A 20,336-nucleotide genomic window follows, 5' to 3' on the forward strand; every position below is an offset into this window, starting at 1 on the left:
AAAATTTTGTTTAACTGTCACAATTCAGTGTTTGTTCATGCTAAAATATAGAAAAGAATCAATACAGATTTTGCAAGGAGGCGAGCGGGATGAAGAAGCGGTTTATTTTGGATATGACGATGCTGTTTGTATTTCTGATTGTTGTCGGGAACAAGCCGCTTGGAAATTATTGGCATGAGACTTTGGGCATGGTGCTTTTTGTTCTGGTCTTTTTGCACAATTACTGGAACAGGCAGTGGTACAAGTCTTTGAGTAAAGGGTCCTGGGGACTGGAGAGGAAGTATACGGCTGCGGTGGACGGGCTTTTGATTGTTTCTTTCCTGGCCGTTCTTGTGACAGCCCCGTTTATTTCCCGCTCTTATTCTCTTGGTTTCAATATTCATTTTCTCGAGGGCATTCATAAGGCGGGCGGTGCTCTTATGCTGGCGGCCATCGGGCTACATTTGGGGATTCACTGGGCGATTTTGAAGCCTCGTTTTGTGAATGGTCTCCATCTTGCTAATGTCTCGGCGGCAGGGATGATTATCCGGCTTGTGGTTCTTGCTGTGGTGCTTGGCGCCATTTACTTTATCCTCCCCTCGGGGACGCGTCCGAATCTGAATCCTTCCGGCGTGTATATCGGTATGCTTGGCCATCTGGTCGATGTCATCGGTATTGCGGCTGTGTCTTACTTCATTCAGATGCATTTAAGGAAATTGGGACGGAAAGCGCCGGCGAAACCCCTGCGTTAACTAAATAATGAGGCGCCCTCTGCGGCGCCTTTTTTATTTTCATTCCCATACATTTCTTCTATAGTTTCTCTGTCATATTTCGCATTTCACATGGCATCTTTCCGCATGCTAAAATAAGGAAAAGAGGTTTTCGGGAGGTTGATTATGAAGCTTCGTATGCTTGTAGCCACGGTGATGCTCGTCATGTTCCTCGCGATTCTGGATTACCGCCAGATCGGGAGTTCGAATCATGAAATCTTCGGTATGATTTTCTTCGTCATCGTTATTTTCCATAATTATTTGAACCGGCAGTGGTACAAGTCTCTTCCGCGCGGGCGCTGGAACTGGGACAGGCGGTTCACGTTTCTGATCGATGTCATCCTCATCGGCTCATTCCTGGCCGTCATGATCACGGCGCCGCTGATTTCTTACAAGCTGTCGCTGGATGTCAATGCACCGCTCATCGTCCACAGGATCCACCGGATCGGCGGTTATGTGATGCTCGTTGCCATCGGGCTGCACCTGGGGATCCACTGGAGTGCGCTTCTTCCTCGTTTCAAGAAGGCTCTCCACTTAGGGAATACGATTACGGTTTCTATTTTCCTTAAGGTGCTTGCCGTGGCACTGGCTGCTGCAGGAATTTACTTCTCGTTTGGATTCCATATTGGAAATCGTATTTTCCTGCTTCCTGTCACGGGGACGCGTATGCGTGCGCCGAATGTGCCTGCTTTCGCTCTCGCCCATCTGACGATTGCGATTCTCTATGCGGAAATTTCCTATTACATGCAGAAGTTCATCAAGTCGAGAGAAAGGAAACCAAGACCGGTCAAGAAATAAAAAAGAAGCTGCAGAAATGTGTAATCATTTCTACAGCTTCTTTTTATTGATTCGTTTTTCAGAACGTATCGTGGGCGGCGTTGTCGTACCAGTGGTACTCTATTTTCCGGCAGACTTCTTCTGCTTTTTCTTTTCCAAGCTGGTCTGCGATGAATCCGACGGCCATGTCGGTGCCTGCGGAGACGCCGGCGGCGGTATAGATATTGCCGTCACGGACCCAGCGGGGTTCTCTTTCCCAGAGGACGCTTGTCCCCTGATTCCTGACCCATTCGAAGGCATTCTTATTGGTCGTTGCATGTCTTCCGTCCAATAAGCCTGCCGCCGCCAGAAGGGCCGATCCCGTGCAGACGGAGAGGATCCATTTCGACTTTGCGGCTAGATCTGTCAATCCCTGAAGGAACCAGTCGTCATTGACCAGTGTCCTTGTCCCCATGCCGCCCGGGACGATGAGGATGTCGGATTCCTCGATATCGAGCATGCGCTCGGTCACGACCATGATGCCCTGGCTGTTTGTCACGATGCCGCCAAGAAGCGATACGGAGCGGATTTCGTATCCATCCAGTTTGGACAGGACTTCTGCCGGGCCAAATGCGTCAAGCGTTTCAAAATCATCAAACATCACAATCGATATCGTCTTCATGGTTTCCCTCTTTTCCTGTTTATCTTATAAGGATAAGACGCGGGGCGCCTTTCTGTCAATCATCCCTTTTCAGGCAACGAAAAAGCCCCGGTCACCCGGAGCTTCCTCGTACGGAACACGGAACAGCTAACAGTAGAACTGACAACTCAAATCCTTACAAAAGCATACAAGTTTCATGAACTATCATTTCACTACAATCTAATCCGGAAAGGAGAAAACGCATGTGTTCCGATTTCGCTGCCTTTACGGCAGTGGTTGGTGAAAGGTCTTCTTACCTTTCAAGTCCATTATAACACTTCACTTATCACATTTCTATATTTCTATCTGTCAATCTTTCTTTAACCTGTGAAAGCAATGGAAAAGAAAGAAGAAACGCCGAACGTTCATGGATGAAAGTTTCATCCCCCGCTGGTCCTTCCAGCAAAAAAGATGTGAAACCCATAGCGGATTCCACATCTTTTTATTTTCAGTCGTCTTTTCTTTCGTCCCAGTAGTCGACTTTCATGCCGATGGTTTCGGAAGTGAAAGGCGTGCCGTCGTTCTTTGCGTAGTGGGCAGCGGCTTTCTTTACGTAGCGGAAGCCGAGGTAGAGCATCGGGACGTTGCAGTACACCATGATGATGTTGGCAAGGTCCGAGAATGCCCAGAGGTTCGAGAGATCGTAGCCGGCGATGCTGCAGGCGATGCCGAATGCGGTGACGAATACGCAGAGCAGGCGGAGAGCAGGCGGAGAACGGTGATGAAAGAACGGGAGCTGGAAATACGGTTCCCGGAGATTTCAGAGAATGTAACGAAGCCCATGACACAGGTGTATGCGAAGAGGCAGAAGCAGATGGAGACCATGACCATGACGAAGGTCTGCAGGAGATCCGGGGTCAGCGCATGGATGGAGAGCAGGAATTTCGGATAGGTGCCTGCTGTCTTCCATTCTTCAGGATTCAGCGCCCACTGGTGAGCCATGATGATAATGAAGCCTGTCATGGTGCAGATGACGTGGGTATCGAGGAATACGCCGAGGGCGGAAATGATGCCCTGTTCGCACGGATGGTGGGCTTCAGCTGAAGCAGCTGCCATCGTGATGGTGCCCTGGCCGGCTTCGTTCGACATGAGCCCTCTCTTGACGCCCTGCAGGAGTGCTGTGCCAAGAACGCCGCCAAAGACGGCTTCCGGCTTGAATGCGCCTGCAAAGACAGCATGGAAGAAGTACGGAACGCTTCCCAGGTTCGAGATGATGAGAAGGATAGCGGTTCCGATGTAAATGACTGCCATGACCGGGACAAGGATATCTGCCCAGTGGGAAATACGCTTGATGCCGCCAAACGCCATGAAGGTGATGAAGACGAGCAGAAGAATCGACATGACATAGTAGAATGTCGACTGCAGCGGGATTTCCTCTCCGCCCACCAGTCCGACGATCGAGCCTAAGGACGTGATGACGTTCAGACCCTGTGCCGGAAGACACATGAGCGCATAGAAGATGTAGAGTGCAGACAGAGCCACGCCGATCCATGCCTTATTTCCGCAAAGGCGTCTTGCATAGAAAGGAAGGCCGCCGACGAAGTTGTCGCCGCGTTTTTCCTTGAAAATCTGTGCCAGCGTGCCTTCAATGAAAGCCGTCGCCATGCCGAAGAAGGCGGAAATCCACATCCAGAAGAGCGCTCCCGGACCGCCGGCAGCAATCGCGCCCGTGACGCCGATCATGTTGCCCGGGCCGACGCGCATCGCCGTCGAAAGGAGGAAGGCCGCCAGAGGAGAAATACCCGTATGGATGCTTCTTCTCGTGGCCAGGGTCCGTACCCCCGTCATGAACTGGCGGACCTGCACGAATCCGAGGCGGAATGTGAAATAAATGCCTGATCCCACCAGTACGATGATGGCCAGGGAGAATGACCCCAGAATGGGGATGTCCTTCCAGAAACCGAACATCTTCGAGAAATCCCAGAAGAAGTCAGAGACCGGAGTGGCGAAGCTGAGTACCGCATTCAGAGCGGCAAATAGATTTTCCATAAGCTTCACCCCTCATTTTTATTTTTTCAGGGCCCAGATGCCCTATTGATTACTGCTGTGCGCCGGCTTCCTTGATAGCCAGAGCAAGCTTGTGAGCGAGGCCGTACATTTTCTTCTTGGAAACGGAGCATACAGCGAGGCGGATGCCCTTCTTCAGCGGAACCATGAATACATGGTCTTTTTCGAGAATGTCGCAGACCGCCTGAGACTTGGTGACAGGGATCGTGATGAAGAAACCGGAGATGTAAGGAACGAACTTCACTCCTTCTTCCTGTGCTTCTTCAACGAAAATAGCGGCTCTTTCCTGAATGAGCTTGTAGTACTTGGCTCTTTCAGCGTCGAGCTGTTTGATCTTTTCCGGATCCTGGCAGATGCGGATCATTGCATGCTGGGCAGCGCTGTTGCAGTTGGACCAGGTAGCACGGCTGCTGTACTGGTTGATGTCGACGTATTCTTTGATGACGTCTTTGTCAGAGGAAATGCCGATCATTGCGCCCATGCGCTGGCCGTACATCGTGAAGCCCTTAGAAAGGGTGTATGCACAGACGACGAGGATATTCTTCGGAAGTCCGCCGAATACCTTGAAGAACTTGCGGCATTCTTCCTTTTCACCGCTGTAGTCGAGGTAAGCCACGTCAGCGATCAGGATGGCATTCTTCGTTTCATCCTTGGTTGCTTCCTTCAGCACATCGACAGCAGACTGCCATTCTTCGGCGGACATGCAGTAGCCGGTCGGGTTGTTGGCAACGCCGTTCAGAATGATGACGATATTATCCTGCTTTGTGAGGACATCTTCTACATTTTCCTTGAAGGAAGCCGTATTGAAATGGCCATCGCTTGTCAGGAAGGAGAAGGTGCGCGGCTTTCTGTTGTTGTCGTCGATCAGGCTGTCATAAGCGCCCCAGTGCCAGTCGGTAATGAGCACTTCATCGCCCGGTTCGGAATAATTGTGCACGACATGGTGCAGGACGCCGGTGCCGCCAGGTGTTGCGCAGGCATCGATGTATCCTTCCGGACGGGACTGGCCAAAGCACTGATCGATACAATCCTTCAGGAATTCATCATAGCCTTTGATCGGAGCATATGCGCAGAATTCCGGCGGTGTCAGGTTCTTCAGTTCCTGCTTGACGACGTCGAGAACGACGAGGCTTCCGTCTTCATCAAGAATGGAGCCTACTGTGGCATTGGTGACGTTTTCCACGCCGATTTCCTTAGCCAGCGCAATCGCTCTGTTGTTAGCGGCAAAAATATTGTCTTCTGCGCTCTTTCCTTTTGCATGTGGTGCAGCAATACTGTACATACTTACATCCTCCTCCTAAATAGCCGGTTTCCCGGGCAATGCATTTCCCTCATTTTAGCATGAGAAAACCGCCGCTTCAATGAAAACTGCGTATTTTCCCGCTTAGGACGCAAAAAGGCCGCGGCAAAAACAATGCCGCGGACACCTTTGTCCATTTCTATGAAGTTACTTTTACATTATATACCACGACACAGAAAAAAGAAAACGGACGATAAGGCCCCATCGTCTTTTTCGGGAAATTTCATCCTTTTTCGCAGGAAATCTGTAAATTTCTGCTAAAATTTCATGGAACGCCTGTACCACCCTTGATATCCATGGTATGATAGAGCCAAAACTATTTACCGGAGGAGTTTAAACATGTCCAAAGATCCGAAACTGACTGAAACGGACCTGTTTTCATTTGAAGCGGGCCCTGCGAAACCGAAGAAGTCCCGCATAAAGAAAGAAGAAAAGGAAGCGCCCAAGCCGAAAAAAGCGAAGAAAACTGCCCCAGCGCCCGCTCCCGAGGCAAAAGAAGCACCGGCACCGGCCGGGGAGTCGAAAGCCCCCTCGCTTTGGGCTGACAAATTCTGGGAATTTGACATCACCCATCCCTCTGCGGAAATCAAGGACGCCATGAAATCATCCATGGTCGAAGAAGGCTTCACCAAGCGCGAAGCCAACAGTGTATTCAAAGGGCTCACCTTCAAGGAAAAAGTCTTCAACACGAAACGCCAGGCCATGGAATACCTGAAAACCATCCCGACCACCTTTGCCGTCAAGTACAAAATCGGCATCGAACCGTCCCCGCAGATGATTTCCCTCGAAAAGGGACTGAAGGAAAAGCAGGACCGCCTCGCCTCCTACTCCAAAGAGCAGAACGAAAAGAAATTCAGCGCAGACTTCATCACCTGCCCGCACTGCAAATCCCGCGTGAACACCTCCTTCATCCACCCGCCCCTCTGCCCCGTATGCGGAGAAGACATGCGCTCTGATACGGCCGTGAAGACCATCCACTCCCTCGAAGAAGCCGTCAAGGACCTCACCAAGAGAAGCGAAGACGCTGCCAGAAAACACAACAGCAAATTCACCGGCGGAGAACGCTGGATCATAAGGACAATCAATCCATTTAAGGAAGAAGAAAAATAAAAAGGACAGGGCTGTGACAAAATGATTGCACATTTTGTTACAGCCTTTTTTACTGGAGATAAATCTGTTGCAAGATTCACTCTTGTGAATACCATACAACCGCCAAGTATGGCGAATTGGAAAACAGAATGAAGAAAAATACCATACGACCAGCCTGACGGCTAAGGAAATGCAACTCATCCGTCGCCTCCGGCGACACCTTCCCTTCCAGGGCAAGGTCAAGTGCAAAACCACACAACCTCGCTGCGCTCGCAGAGCCTTTTATAAAAACTGATGAATAATCAACCCTATCCGAGCGGCCTTCTTAGAAACTGCACCTTTTGAAAACCAGACAACCGGACTTCGTCCGTGGAAATGCAACTCATCCGTCAGGCATCAGAAATTTGAGGCCTGACACCTTCCCTTCCAGGGCAAGGTCAAAGGCAATTCTTCCCTCCGTAGGGGGAAGCTCGGCGATGTGAAAAGAAAGAGTTCAAGTCTATTTTGTTTTAAACTTATGAAAAGATAGGCTGACCGCTCCTTCCCCGCTGGGGCAGGTCCAAACCTTCCGTACCGGCGACAGCGGCTATTATAATCCGTGCTGTTTACGTTTTCCTGCATGATCCGCAGTAGAGCCTCTTTTATCATTATTTATCGCAAAATACTTGCATCGTTTATAATTTTCTTCTTTATCTATTTTTCTAAAAGTACTACAATATAAGTAGATATCAACATGTTTCTATGAAAGAGAGGTGGGCAAAAATCTCAATATTGACTGATTTTACGAAACAAAATGCCCGCCGGCATATGGTAAGAAAAACATTTAAATATTCAAAGGATTCATTTGAAAACCCTATATTCCAGTGCTATAATGTGTAAGCGTGATTAATATTATAAACTAAATATAAATTCACATATTTGTTCAGTAAGATGATTAATATTCCCCAATCGGTATATGATTTCAATGAAGCTTTCGCTTTCAACGAAAACCGAGCACAGTATCATGAAAGGAAATGATTGGCTTTGTATCAAAACACGTATACTCTGCAGGACATCGACGAACTTTCCGGATGCATCAAAGCATTCCAGGAAGCTCACCCATCTCCTGCACCCTATCTTTCCATCTCGATTTTCACACACTGGAACGATCCCGCGCTGATCCAGGCAATGACAGACGGGCTTTCAAAAGCATTTCCCAGAGCCGCTATCGCAGGGCTCACGACCGCAGGCGGCATAGAAGACGGACAAATGAATACGGGAAAGACCATCCTTTCATTCATGGCCTTTGACGAAAGTCCTGTCGAAGTGCTGCACTATGATATGAAAGACATGAGCATCAAAGATGCGGCTGAGAAGTGCTTTGAAGTCTGCAAGAACATGAAGGACCTTCGCGCTGTGGAAATCCTGGAAACCCAGCTTACGGGCAATGTAGAGCCCTTCCTGGACGCTATTTCAGCACTCCCGCCTTCCGTTTCTGTTTTCGGCGGCGGCGCTGACACGGATGATCTCAATCAGCCATCCTATATCTTTGATAAAGAAGCCATCATGAATGAAGGATTCGTCATCGTGCTCTTCAGAGGCACCGTCGAAGTCCTCACGCGTTCGGTACTCGGCTGGCAGCCGCTCGGCCGTCAGGTCACGATTACCGCCATGGACGGCAATATGGTCATCAAGGAACTCGACCATCGCCCTGCCGTCAACTTCTATGAAAAATATCTGAAGATCGACCCTTCCGTCGATTTCGACAAGAAGACACTGAGCTTCCCGCTCGTCGTCGAAAAAGACGGCGTCGAACTCGCCCGCCTTCCGATGAGCTGCCGCAAAGACGGCTCCCTCGTATTCAATATCGCCCTCCACGTCGGAGACAAGCTCCGCATGGCATACGGCGATCCGAATGAAATCATCAATGGCAGCCGCAGAGTCCTAGGCCGCATCCGCGACTTCGGACCACAGGGCATGCTCCTCTTCTCCTGCGTCGTCAGAAGGTACTACCTGAAAGATGACGTCAACCAGATCCTGAGCGCCTACGAAAGAATCACACCTGCTGCCGGTGGTTACACCAGAGGCGAGATCGACCGCATCGAAGGCCACGTTTACACCATGAACATGAACCTTGTCTCTGCTGCCTTCCGTGAAGAAACAAAGGACTACCAGAGAACCATCGCAGAAATCTCCAATGACCCGTCGCACATCGAGAATGACCCGGCATTGAACCTCGATGATTCCCTCTCCACCGTTCAGCGCCTTGCCTCCTTCATCACCGTCACATCCAAGGAACTGTCCGACGCCTACCAGAAGCTTGCCTTCGTAGCCGGCCACGACAGCCTGACAGACCTTTTGAACAGAGGCCGCATCGAATGGGTCCTCCGTCATCTCATCGAAGACACAAACAAGACGCACCACACATTCTCAGCCATCATGATTGATATCGACTCCTTCAAGCACATCAACGACACCTACGGACATGGCGTCGGCGACGAAGTCCTCATCCGCCTTGCCGACATCATGAAAAACGGCGTCCGCCCGACCGATTATGCCGGCCGCTGGGGCGGCGACGAATTCGTCATTCTCCTGCCGGATACAGACATCGACCAGTCCGAAAAAGTAGCCGACCGCATGAGAAGAAACTTCGCAGAAGCAGACATCCTGCCAGACGGCAAGACAGTCACCGCAAGCTTCGGTGTCACCACCTCCTACGAAGGAGAAACACTCGAAAGCTTCTACAGAAGAATGGACAGCGCCCTCTACACCGCAAAAGGCGCAGGGAAAAACCAGGTCATCCTCCTGAGAAGCGAGAAGTCCACCAATAAATAATTGAATAGGAAATAGAAAAGAGCAGCTCTGAAAAGGGCTGCTCTTTTTATGTGGAAAAAATATTGCGTACTATGTAATTAATATAGCATAAATAAGAAAGAGTATACGGAAGAAATTTTAATGTTAGAAAGGAGAAAATTATGGCTGACTTTACGCCCATCAACAGAGAAATGAAAGAACGTGCCAAGGCGCAGAGGAAAACAATGACAGGAATGGAATCCAATCTTTGGTTCAGGTTCCTCAGGAAGCATCAGCCCCGCTTCAGAAGGAAATTTGTGATTGGAAATTATATTGCTGACTTCTACTGCTCCAAAGCGAAGCTCATCATAGAAGTAGAGAGCAAAAGCCGGCATTCTGATCTCGGATTGTCGTACGAAAAGTGGAATCAGCGTAAAAGCGAACTTCAGAGCAACGGCGTTCTCAGGTATTCTGAAGCTGATATCTTCTTCAATTTTGACGGTGTATGCAAACACATTGAAAGCATAACGACTGAGCGATTGAAGGAATTCGGACATGAAGCTGTCATTTCAGAATCCCAGTAACAAAGACCAGAATATCAAAAAAGCTGTGCAAAATGATTTCTCATCTTGCACAGCTTTTTATATGACAGCTTGACTCAAGAACTGAAAGGATTACCAGTTTCTGAATTTAGCCGGCGGATCATAGAGTCCGCCAGACCAGTCAACGAGGTCCTTCATGTTCTTAGCAGCCAGGAGGTCTCTGGTTGCTTCAGCCGGGTTGACACCGAGGTCTTCCGGAAGTTTTACGATGCCTTCCTTGCGAAGTTTCTTGGTGATTTCCGGATCTTCGAGTTTGCCTACTTCTGTCTTGCCTGCTACAGCGCGGATAGCGTTCATTCTTTCTTCCATGTTGTGGCACTTGTGGAGGTAAGCGATACCTACTTCGGATACGATGTGGGTCAGGTCATCAGAGTAGATCATGATTGGTTCCAGATCCAGGTTTGCGTTCTTCTGCAGAGCTACAGCATCAAGCTGATCTACGAAGCCCGGGAAGCCTTTTTCGGAAACGGTGGTGATCATCTGAACAACGAGTTTCTTGCCGCGGTTTCTGTCGCCCATGAGTTCATAGCGGTTAGCTACTTCTTCGCCGGCTTTCTTCCAAGCTTCGGTTACATGACGACGGCCTTTAGCATCGCAGCCCATGTTCGGAGCGCCGCCGAAGCCTGCTACGTTGTTCTTTGTAGCGGTGGAGCTGTTGCCGAAGCGGTCGATCTGCATGGTGGAGCCGATGAACATATCAGCTGCATAGTGGCCAGCTGCCTGTGCGAATGCACGGTTGGAACGCATGGTGCCGTCCGGTCCGATAGCGAAGATGTCGGAACGAGCTTTGATGTATTCTTCCATACCTACTTCAGAACCGAAGGAGTAGATAGCCTGTGCCCAGCCAGTTTCGATAGCCGGAATCAGGGTCGGATGCGGATTCAGTACCCAGTGGGTGCAGATCTTGCCGCGCAGGCCGAGATTTTCAGCGAAGGTCGGGAGAATCAGTTCTACAGCAGCGGTATCAAAGCCTACGCCGTGGTTCAGAACCTTTACGCCGTATTCAGCATAGATGCCTTTGATAGCCATCATAGCTTTGAGGATACGTTCGTTAGTGATCTTAGCCGGGTCACGGGTGAACAGCGGGTTCAGCATGTAAGGAGTCGGGCTTTCGATGACATAGTCAACCCAGTCAGCCGGGATGTCGACTCTTGGCAGCTTGTCAACAATCTTGTTGACCTGGAAAATTACGATGCCCTGGTTGAATTTGGTTGCTTCAACGATAGCTGGTGTATCTTCAGTGGAGAAACCGGTGTAGATGTTGCCTTCAGCATCAGCTGCATCAGCGGTAACGAGGGAAACTCTCGGTACCAGGTCGATGAAGTAGCGGGAGTACATTTCCAGATAAGTATGGATAGCGCCGAGTTCTACGCCGCCGTTCTGTACCATCTGAGCCAGACGTTTGCCCTGGCTTCCTGCATATGCGAAATCAAGTTTGTGAGCGATGCCCTTTTCGAAAACATCGAGATGTTCCGGAATGGACAGGGTGGACTGGATCATATGGAGGTCATGAATCTTGGTCGGATCTACTGCGCACAGCTGTTTTGCGAGGAAATCAGCCTGTTTCTGGTTGTCGCCTTCGATATTGACCTTGTCGCCTGGACGGAGTACAGCTTCGAGGAGTTTTACAGTGTCTTCAGCAGCAACGATCTTGCCTTTAGCGTAAGCGGAACCATCTTTCAGTCTTGCAGCGGTATCTTCGCCTCTGGTGTTCCAGTTTTTCGTGCTTGGTTTGATTTCTAACATCTTCTCAATCCTTTCTATACACAATAAACATAAAAACAAATGAATGACAGGTCTTTCATTGCTCCCGCCCCTTATTATTATAGTACAGCTCTTACGCCGCTTCTGTAAAAGTTACGTCAGATGGCGCATGAGTTAACCAAAGGTCCGGCGCGGGAGCAGCGTCAGACCTCTGTTAAATCACATGGTTTGTTCGGATTAACCGAAGATCATCTGTGTCAGGAAATAGAATACAGATGGGAAGAGCAGGCAGCCCAGGCCGGTGTAGAATGTTGCTGTCATAGCTGCGTATGGAACGAGCTTCGGATCAACAGCAGCCATACCAGCAGCGGTGCCGGAAGTGGTGCCCATGATGCCGCCGAATGCCATAGCAGACTGCGGGTTGTCAAGGCCGAGAACCTTAGCAACGAACGGAGTTACGACCATAACGAGTACGGACTTAACAACGCCAGCTGCGATGGAAATAGCGATAACTTCAGAAGAAGCGCCGAGTGCTGCGCCGGTAACAGGTCCTACAACGAATGTTGCAATGCCTGCGCCGATGGTTACCAGATCGATTGGATCAGTGTATCCCATTGGATAAGCAACAGCGAAGCCTGCGAGCAGGCAGATGAATTCACCGATGAACAGGGACAGAACGCCTCTTACACCGATTTTTTTGATTTCTGCCAGGTCAGCACCGAATGCGGTGGAAACGATAGCGAAATCTCTGAACATAGCGCCGCCTACGAGGCCCATGCCTGCGAAGAGCGGAACGTCAGCGATACCTTTGTGGCCTCCGGTTGTTACACCGCCGATATAAGCGAGAACCAGACCGAAGAAAATAGCGATAGCACTGCCGTGGATACGGCCATGAGTCAACTTCCCGATTTTGTAAGCGAAATACATGATGATACCAAGAAGCATAAACGAGAAGACCATGCCGTTTGAATTGAACAGTTTTGTTGCAATAGCTACAATATCCATGTTGTTACCTCCTTTTCTTTTCTAGAATTATTTCTTGTCTTCCGGTTTAGCTGCAGATACTTCTGCGGATGGCTGTTTCTTAGCCAGTACCGGAATCAGGAGGAAGCCAACTGCTACTGCCAGAATGCCGCCTGCTGCTGCGACTACGCCGCCGCTCAGTGCAGCTGCTACGTTCTGGATGGAGCTCATTGCTACGACGATCGGAATGTACATAGCGGACCAGAATTTGATACCCTGTTCTTCCGGTTCCTTCATGAGACCCTTCTTCTGTGCCCAGCTGGAGATGATGATCAGGAACAACATAGCGAAACCTACGCCGCCGATGTTAGCCTTGACCCCCAGAACAACGCCCAGCATGTCGCCGATCAGGTTGCCTACCATGAAGCAGCCTGCCAGAAGAGCAACACCATAAATAATCATGAAAATCCCTTCCTTTCTTTACTCGTACAGTTTTTCTGTACATGAATTTACTCTATAACAGCCTTCTCTTCCCAGAAGGCTACGAGCCAGAATTGATTCACCCCTTTCAGGAAATCCGCCACTCGCGCATCACCTGAAAGATTTGGTATAATGGTAGTAATATATGCGCATAAGACACAGATATTCCGTTGAATTTCATCGGTTACAGTATATAGGAAATGTAAAGTCACTTCTCTATTTTTTCGATAAGATGCACTTAGAAAAGGGTAAGATGCAGGACCGGTAAGATGCAGATATTCGCAGATGAGATGCATTTATATGATAATTTCATCATCGATCAACCACTTATAGAAAAATCTGTATTGACCGAAACTTCTTGAGAAAGTGGTTATTAATCCTATTTTGTAATACATGTTGAATAATCTATGGTTCTTTGCACATACATAAGGTATTTATTATAATATACTTATTTTCCGGGAATGCTTTTTTCATGCTCTTTCGGGAAAAGACAATGCATCCACTTCCTTGATTTCGTATTTGAGGTGACACCATGGAACCTAATTGGATCATAGGGATCCAGCATGTCTGGTTTGGCATATCCTTATTCCTGCTGCTTCTTCTCATGATCTGCCGCACCACATTCTTCAGGCAGGCCATCACGGCGAAAGAATTCACCAGGCAGCAAATAGGAATTTTCATCATACTCTTCTCCGTCATAGGTCTCTGCGGGACATACTGGAACGTCAGAGCCGGAGGCGGCATCATCAATTTCAGAGCCGTCGGCATCCTTCTTGGCGGCTTCGTCGGAGGACCGATTGTCGGGACAGCCGTCGGCACGATCGTCGGCATCCACCGCGCCTTCTTCATCAATACAGACTCTGCCTTCATCCATGGTGGACTTTCCATCATCCAGGGCATCGCGGCAGGATTCCTCTCCTACCGTTTGAAGAACCACTTCCATAACCTCTGGTTCTGGTCCTTCCTCTACTCATTCATCCTGGAATTCCTCTTCTGGATATTCTTCGCTTTCCTCACCTGGCCGACAACGACAACGTACCCGGTGAACTTCTTCCACCTGTCGCTCCCGATCATTGCGACAAACACGATCGCTGTCAGCATCTTCTACCTTGCTATGGAATTCTTCATCCACCAGAGAGACTCCGAAAAGACACAGACGACCAAGAGCACCTTCAATGCCGTCATCACCCTTTTCTCCACGCTCCACGACGGATTCAAATCCTTCTCCGTGGCGCGCGTCACGGAAATCATGACGACATCACTCCCCACACTCATCTGGGCCGCCATCTTATATAATGATCAGATTTATACAAGAACCAACTATAAAGACGACGCCGACAAGAACCAGGGCGATGCGGAAATCGCGATACTGAAACTGCAGCACTCACTTCCTGATCTTCCCCACCTCATTACCCTTCCCGTCAAGTACAAGGGCAAAGTCGTCGGCTCCATCTTCGCCGCCAAATCCAAAGGCGACACCTTCACCAAGACAGGCACCGAATTCCTTCACGGCATCTGTCACATCCTCGAATCCATTTACGAATCCGAGAAACTCAAGGAAGAAGAAAACCTTCTGGCCGAAGCGGAAATCCGTGCCCTCCAGGCGCAGATCAATCCGCACTTCCTCTACAACACATTAAATACCATTTCCTACTATATACGAAGCGACCCGGAAACAGCCAGAAAGCTCATCCAGTACCTCTCCGACTACTTCCGCCACAGCCTTAACAACCCTTCAAAGCTCATCCCCTTATCCGAAGAACTCCACGTCATCGAGTGCTACACGGAACTTGAAAGAGCCCGCTTCGGCGACAGGCTCCAGATCGAGTACGACTTCCCGAAAGACAAGCTCGACGACATCATGGTCCCGCCCCTTCTCCTTCAGCCCCTCGTAGAAAACGCCGTCGTCCACGGCATCTTCAAACGGCCTGAAGGCGGCCAGATCAAAGCAGGCCTCATCGAGCACAAAGACCACTACAAGATCTACGTCTACGACACAGGCGTCGGCATCGCAAGAGCCAAGAGAAAAAGACTCCTGCGCGATCACAAGCGCCGCGACCACATCGGACTCATCAACGTCCATCAGCGCCTCATGTCCCTCTTCGGAGAAAGAAGCGGCCTCCACATCATCAGCCGCGAAGGGAGAGGCACACTCGTCTTCACAAACATCCCGAAAGTCACCGCTGAAGAAGAAAAAGGAGCCTTTGAACCATGCAAGACATACGCGTACTGGTAGCTGACGATGAAATTCCTGCCAGAGGAGAACTGAAATACGAACTCGCCACCATCCCCGGCGTGCAGATTGTCGGAGAATGCAAAAACGGAAAAGAAGTCCTCGACTTCCTGAACGTCCACCCGAACGTCGACATCCTCTTCCTTGACATCGAAATGCCCTTCATGAACGGACTTGAATGCGCCAAGGAAATCCAGAAAAGAGACTACCCGGTGAAAATCGTCTTCGCCACAGGCTACAGCCAGTTCGCCGTCCAGGCCTTCGACCTCGAAGCCTTCGACTACATCCTGAAACCCTATGACGAAAAACGCATCCAGAGAACCATCAAACGATACGCCGACGGCATAGAACTCAGAGAAAACCACCGCTCCCCGGGAGAAATCATCAACACCTCCCAGCGCATCTCCCTCCAGACCAAAGACAAGACAGTCATGATCTCCCCTTCCAAGGAAATCGTCATCATCTCCACAGAAAAATCCGACCGCTCCCTCTTCTACACCACCAGCGGCATCATCGAATCCAGAATGACCCTCCGTGACGCCGAACAGCTCCTCGCCCCCCACGGCTTCTTCCGCACACACAAAGGCTACATCGTCAACCTCTCCATGATCCAGGAACTCGAAAGCCAGGACAACGGCACCCTCCTCCTCACCATGAACTACTTCCCCAAGGAAAAAGTTCCGGTATCGAGGCACTACATCAAAGACTTCAAGAATACACTGCATATATCTTAAAAAATACTGAAAAAACCTCCGGACAAGAGCCGGAGGTTTTTGTATGGGGGGAATTGCGGAAACCATAAGACCGAACGCTGCTCCCGCACCACCGATAAAAACCAAGGTACGCCTTCTGTTTAAAAAAGATAAGAAAGAAGGCTGTTTCCTATCACACCATACAACCGCGGCGGAGCGCGAAGAGGAAAAGCAAAACCATAAAACCTCGCTGCGCTCGAGGAAATGCGGTCTCAGGGCCGTAGGCCGGTTTTAACCTTGCTCCGGGAGGAGAAGGTGGTGCGGATTTGTTAATACAGACAAATAAATATCATAAAAAATCTAATCGTACTTTAATCTTAATCATGCAGCCATTGGAGCTGCGTTGAATACTTCCATTGGAGCTAAAAGATGTAATTTGCGCTGAATGCGTTTGTTGTTGTAGAAGTAGATGTAGCCGTTGATCATGCTTACCACTGCTTTACGGCTGGTGAATTTACGTGTGTAGTAACGTTCGCGCTTCAGCATTCCCCAGAACCCTTCCATCAGACCGTTGTCTGCACAGCAGCCTACACGGGACATGCTGTGAACCAGTCCTGCTTTTTCAACAATCTTATGGAATCCGTTGCTTGTATACTGGAATCCGCGGTCGGTATGAATCATTGGATGTTCTCCAGGATTCTCTTTAAGTGCCTTTTCCATTGTCTCAAAAGCCAGTGCAGTATTGTTCCTGTCGCCGATGACATAAGAGACAATCCGGCGATCATGGCCGTCAATAATCGCGCTTAAATATAACTTGTGCAAAACTCCATCAGCAGTTGTGTACTTGAATTCAGTGACATCCGTCATCCATCTTGCATTGGACACGCCGGCATCAAAGTCACGGTTCAGCAGGTTTTCAAAAATGTACTTTGGATCCTTTGCGTTACGAGTGCAACCATCGGTCTTGTACTTGATCACGGACTTAATATTAAGTATCCGCATGATACGAAGAACCAGACTGTCGCTTACATTTATATTGATGTTGTCATCCTTCTTGATCCAATCGTTAATCCGGCGGTATCCCATATCCGGATATTCCTGATGGGTTTTCATGACCTCCTGTGCGACCTTTTCTCTCAGCAGTTCACGGCCGCTCTTAATATGATTCAGCCATCCGTAATAAGCTGCCCGGGAGACCTTTGAGAGTCGGCAGAGACTTTCTATGGAGATGTTGGTTTCTTCATGGACTTCTTTTATGGCTTTAAAATCTCTGAGAAGGTGAGTAAGGCTGAATCCTTCGAGGAACGCAACCTTTCCTCTATCTCCATCTTTTTTTTTAGCAGGGCAATCTCTGCTATAAGATCCTTCTGTTCTTCAAGAAGTCTGGCATTCTCCTGACGCAGCTGTTCTTCTTCGGTCCGGGGCGTTTGGAGCCTGATCGGCTTTCCTCTGTAATCCTCAAGACCAACTTCGCCCATTTCCTTGAACTTTTTTACCCATGTGTAGAGCGTTTGGTAGGACATGTTGTACTTCTTGGCTATCTTGTTATAATCGCATCCACTGGCGATGCACTCCTGAACGATTCTGACTCGCTCTTCCTTGACCGATTGCTGGCGTTTGCCCATAAGATCTCCTCCTTCAGAAACGAGGTCTGTCAACTTATGCTCATTATACGCCTCAATCCATGTTTTAAGGGAGAGTGTGCCGGAAATTCTGTATTTGGCACAGACGGAAAGCATGGAAACACCGCCTTTAAGATATTCCTTTACGGCCTGGATCTTCATCTGATTGGAGTAGTAAGACAAATGCTGCCTGGGCCGCAATCCCTTAAAGCCCTCCTCTTTATACCGGAGGACCCATTTCCTGAATGTTATGCGGCTCATATGAAGATTTTCAGCTGCCTGGGTAATCGTAACACCCTGATAGAGATATGAAGCAATCTGGTCTAACATTTCCTCCGGGGACGCTTTGGTTTTACATGGCATAAGAATGACCTCCTAATATATTTATGATATTATTCTGTCTTTCTTGTTGAATCATACCAAAGGTGGCGCCGGAGGCGACGGATGAGTTGCATTTCCTTCAGCCGAAGGCTGGTCGTATTGTTTGTTATATAGAACCCATAAAACCTCGCTATGCTCGAGAAAACACAAAAAGGAGGTCCTCGATGGATCTCCTTTTTGCATTTCATATTATTTTTGAAAACTTCCCTATTCCCCCAGTACAGCTTCGACGGCTTCTTTGCAGAGTGCTACGCCTTTGTCGAGGTCTCCTCTGGAGATATTAAGCGGCGGGTTGAAGTAGATGACGTCGCCCATCGGACGCAGGACCAGGCCTTTGGCCATGGCTTTGCGGAAGACGTGCCAGCCGATTCTCTTTTCGGAGGGGAAGGCTTTCTTGGTGGCGGGGTCTTCTACAAGTTCGATGGCGTTGATGAGGCCGATGTGACGGATTTCACCTACGTTCTTGTGATGGCCGAGTGCTTTCATAAGTTCTTCGTGGAGGTACTTGCCGTCTTCGTTGACTTTGTCCAGGATATGGTCGCGTTTCATGATTTTCAGGACTTCGAGGGCAATGGCGCAGCCCATCGGGTTTCCTGCGTAGGTGTGGCTGTGGACGAAGGCTTTGTGGGTGCCGTAGTCATCGTAGAAGGCGTCGTAGACTTTGTCGGTGGTGACGGTGATGGACATCGGCATGTAGCCTGCGGTGAGGCCTTTGGATGTGCAGAGGATGTCCGGGCTGATGCCTGCGTGTTCGATGGCAAAGAGTTTGCCTGTCCTGCCAAAGCCAGCCGCGATTTCGTCGTCGATCAAGAGGACGCCGTACTTGTCGCAGAGGGCGCGGAGTTTTGTCAGATAGGCCGGCGGGTACATTCTCATGCCGGCTGCGCCCTGGAGGACTGGTTCCACGATGCAGGCTGCGGTTTCCTTGCCAAATTTTTCGAAGGCTTCTTCTGCGCTTTCGAAGCATTCGATATGACACGTCTCTCTTGTCTTGCCGTACGGGCAGCGGTAGCAGTCAAGACCTTTGAAATGGATATTGTCCATCAGGAGCGGATGGAAGATGCCTGCATAGTCGTCCATGGAGCCGACGGAAAGGGCGCCGATGGTTTCGCCATGGTAGGAGGAGTCAAGGCACATGAATTTCTGTCTTTCCGGATGGCCGGTCTGGTTATGGTACTGGTATGCCATCTTCATAGCAGCTTCGACAGCGGAGGATCCATTGTCGTGGTAGGTGAATTTCGTGAGGCCCTTCGGCAAAAGCTCAGCAAGCTCGCGGGAGAGCTCGATGGCCGGCTTGTGGGAGAAGTTCGTGAAGATGACGTGCTCAAGTGTGTCGATCTGGCGCTTCAGCGCTTCATTGATTTCCGGGTTGCAGTGGCCGAGAAGGTTGCACCACCAGGAAGAAATGATATCGAGGTAAGGCTTGCCTTCGGTGTCATAGAGGTAGACGCCCTTGGCATGGTCGATGACGACCGGAGGAAATACTTCGTTATCCTTCATCTGCATAGCGGGATGCCAGATATATTTTTTGTCTTCTGCCTGCCAGTCAATTTTTTCAGTCATTTGGATCTCCTTTTCCTTTTCATAAGCGGTGTACGGCCGCCGGATATTTACGCTTCGTCGAAGCAGTCTGCAAGTACCTTCGGATCGCAGGTAAGGATCTCATCGCCCCTCTTGACCTTGGCGATGACGGGAACGCCGGACATTTCTTCGATCATCTTGATATTGTCCTCTTCCATCGTGCCACCCTTCCAGTTATTGAGGATGACGCCCTTGACCGGAATACCGCGGGCCCTTGTGTATTCGATCGTCGTCACGACATGGTTGATTGTGCCAAGGCCGGCATCAGCAATGACGAGGACCGGAAGCTTCAGCATTTTAATAATGTCCGTCAGGTCGATCTTTGCCTTTTCATCGCGGCGGATCGGGCATGCAATGCCGCCAGATCCTTCCATGACGACGTAAGGGAACTTTTCCGTCACGCGCTTCCATGCTTTCTCGACGACAGGAAGCTCGACCGGATTTCCTTCGAGCTGCGCTGCCAGGTGCGGGGAAACGGCATGCTGGTATAAATAGGAGAGGATCATGTCCTCGGGTTCGTTGATGTCCGCAAACTTGTTGACGAAACCCGCATCAGATTCTGCGACTGTGGGCGCTCCGCTGATGGCTGCCTTGTAGTAGCCTGCGTCATACCCTGCCTTCCTTAATGTCTTGACGATCAGCGCCGTCACATACGTCTTGCCGATGTCCGTGTCCGTTCCTGTGATGAAAAGTCCTTTGCTCATT

Annotated in this window: 19 protein-coding genes; 8 read left to right on the forward strand and 11 right to left on the reverse strand. The window is 49.6% G+C overall.

The features are described from left to right. Positions 1–89 precede the first annotated feature (89 nt). Both OIM03_09485 and OIM03_09490 read left to right on the forward strand, forming a co-directional pair. Complete coding sequence (locus OIM03_09485; protein ID HJI74481.1) at positions 90–731, forward strand: DUF4405 domain-containing protein; 642 nt, start codon at positions 90–92, stop codon at positions 729–731. 144 nt (positions 732–875) lie between these two features. After that, on the forward strand, positions 876–1,547 hold the full coding sequence (locus tag OIM03_09490; protein ID HJI74482.1) for a DUF4405 domain-containing protein: 672 nt from the start codon (positions 876–878) through the stop codon (positions 1,545–1,547). A gap of 58 nt (positions 1,548–1,605) precedes the next feature. Here OIM03_09490 and OIM03_09495 read toward each other — a convergent pair whose 3' ends face one another. From OIM03_09495 to OIM03_09510, 4 genes are all read right to left on the reverse strand, one after another. Then, positions 1,606–2,187 (reverse strand): DJ-1/PfpI family protein, encoded by a 582-nt coding sequence (locus tag OIM03_09495; protein ID HJI74483.1) that lies wholly within the window; start codon positions 2,185–2,187, stop codon positions 1,606–1,608. A 466-nt stretch (positions 2,188–2,653) separates the two neighbouring features. Next, positions 2,654–2,803 (reverse strand): hypothetical protein, encoded by a 150-nt coding sequence (locus OIM03_09500; GenBank protein ID HJI74484.1) that lies wholly within the window; start codon positions 2,801–2,803, stop codon positions 2,654–2,656. Then, on the reverse strand, positions 2,755–4,194 hold the full coding sequence (locus OIM03_09505; protein ID HJI74485.1) for an alanine:cation symporter family protein: 1,440 nt from the start codon (positions 4,192–4,194) through the stop codon (positions 2,755–2,757). The genes OIM03_09500 and OIM03_09505 overlap by 49 nt, the downstream gene beginning before the upstream one ends. A gap of 49 nt (positions 4,195–4,243) precedes the next feature. Then, positions 4,244–5,494, reverse strand: a complete 1,251-nt coding sequence (locus OIM03_09510; GenBank protein ID HJI74486.1) for an aminotransferase class I/II-fold pyridoxal phosphate-dependent enzyme — start codon at positions 5,492–5,494, stop codon at positions 4,244–4,246. 357 nt (positions 5,495–5,851) lie between these two features. Here OIM03_09510 and OIM03_09515 point away from each other — a divergent pair, with 357 nt between their 5' ends. From OIM03_09515 to OIM03_09525, 3 genes are all read left to right on the forward strand, one after another. After that, a complete protein-coding gene (locus OIM03_09515) occupies positions 5,852–6,622 on the forward strand; it encodes a hypothetical protein (GenBank protein HJI74487.1) in 771 nt (256 codons plus the stop codon). Positions 6,623–7,618: 996 nt separating this feature from the next. Further along, positions 7,619–9,415: a diguanylate cyclase gene (locus OIM03_09520; GenBank protein HJI74488.1), complete on the forward strand. Its 1,797-nt coding sequence runs from the start codon at positions 7,619–7,621 to the stop codon at positions 9,413–9,415. A gap of 140 nt (positions 9,416–9,555) precedes the next feature. After that, positions 9,556–9,957, forward strand: a complete 402-nt coding sequence (locus OIM03_09525) for an endonuclease domain-containing protein (GenBank protein ID HJI74489.1) — start codon at positions 9,556–9,558, stop codon at positions 9,955–9,957. A gap of 90 nt (positions 9,958–10,047) precedes the next feature. On the opposite strand, the gene mdcA is transcribed toward OIM03_09525, so the two are convergent. From mdcA to madL, 3 genes are all read right to left on the reverse strand, one after another. Next, the gene (gene mdcA / locus OIM03_09530) at positions 10,048–11,721 is read right to left on the reverse strand and encodes a malonate decarboxylase subunit alpha (GenBank protein ID HJI74490.1); all 1,674 of its coding nucleotides are present in this window, start codon (positions 11,719–11,721) and stop codon (positions 10,048–10,050) included. A gap of 195 nt (positions 11,722–11,916) precedes the next feature. Continuing rightward, complete coding sequence (madM, locus tag OIM03_09535; protein ID HJI74491.1) at positions 11,917–12,684, reverse strand: malonate transporter subunit MadM; 768 nt, start codon at positions 12,682–12,684, stop codon at positions 11,917–11,919. Positions 12,685–12,711: 27 nt separating this feature from the next. Continuing rightward, positions 12,712–13,104: a malonate transporter subunit MadL gene (gene madL / locus OIM03_09540; protein ID HJI74492.1), complete on the reverse strand. Its 393-nt coding sequence runs from the start codon at positions 13,102–13,104 to the stop codon at positions 12,712–12,714. 550 nt (positions 13,105–13,654) lie between these two features. Between madL and OIM03_09545 the strand changes: the two genes are divergently transcribed. Genes OIM03_09545 through OIM03_09555 form a run of 3 tightly spaced genes read left to right on the forward strand, consistent with a single transcriptional unit; the run spans position 13,655 to position 16,342 of the window. Further along, entirely contained in the window at positions 13,655–15,358 is a 1,704-nt protein-coding gene (locus OIM03_09545) for a histidine kinase (protein HJI74493.1), read from the forward strand. Further along, positions 15,334–16,089 carry a LytTR family DNA-binding domain-containing protein gene (locus tag OIM03_09550; GenBank protein HJI74494.1) on the forward strand — a complete coding sequence of 252 codons (756 nt, stop codon included), beginning with the start codon at positions 15,334–15,336 and terminating at the stop codon, positions 16,087–16,089. The genes OIM03_09545 and OIM03_09550 overlap by 25 nt, the downstream gene beginning before the upstream one ends. A gap of 43 nt (positions 16,090–16,132) precedes the next feature. After that, complete coding sequence (locus tag OIM03_09555) at positions 16,133–16,342, forward strand: hypothetical protein (protein ID HJI74495.1); 210 nt, start codon at positions 16,133–16,135, stop codon at positions 16,340–16,342. An 86-nt stretch (positions 16,343–16,428) separates the two neighbouring features. Here the strand turns inward: OIM03_09555 and OIM03_09560 are convergent, their stop codons facing one another. The 4 genes from OIM03_09560 to bioD form a co-directional block, all read right to left on the reverse strand. Then, on the reverse strand, positions 16,429–17,271 hold the full coding sequence (locus OIM03_09560) for an IS3 family transposase (protein HJI74496.1): 843 nt from the start codon (positions 17,269–17,271) through the stop codon (positions 16,429–16,431). A gap of 29 nt (positions 17,272–17,300) precedes the next feature. After that, positions 17,301–17,999, reverse strand: coding sequence for a helix-turn-helix domain-containing protein (locus tag OIM03_09565; GenBank protein HJI74497.1), 699 nt, complete (start codon positions 17,997–17,999; stop codon positions 17,301–17,303). A gap of 258 nt (positions 18,000–18,257) precedes the next feature. Next, positions 18,258–19,613: an adenosylmethionine--8-amino-7-oxononanoate transaminase gene (gene bioA, locus OIM03_09570; protein ID HJI74498.1), complete on the reverse strand. Its 1,356-nt coding sequence runs from the start codon at positions 19,611–19,613 to the stop codon at positions 18,258–18,260. Between the two features lie 47 nt (positions 19,614–19,660). Next, positions 19,661–20,335: a dethiobiotin synthase gene (gene bioD / locus OIM03_09575; protein ID HJI74499.1), complete on the reverse strand. Its 675-nt coding sequence runs from the start codon at positions 20,333–20,335 to the stop codon at positions 19,661–19,663. Position 20,336 lies beyond the last annotated feature (1 nt).

Source organism: Veillonellaceae bacterium (assembly GCA_025992895.1).
Classification (GTDB): Bacteria; Bacillota; Negativicutes; order Veillonellales; family Dialisteraceae; genus Dialister.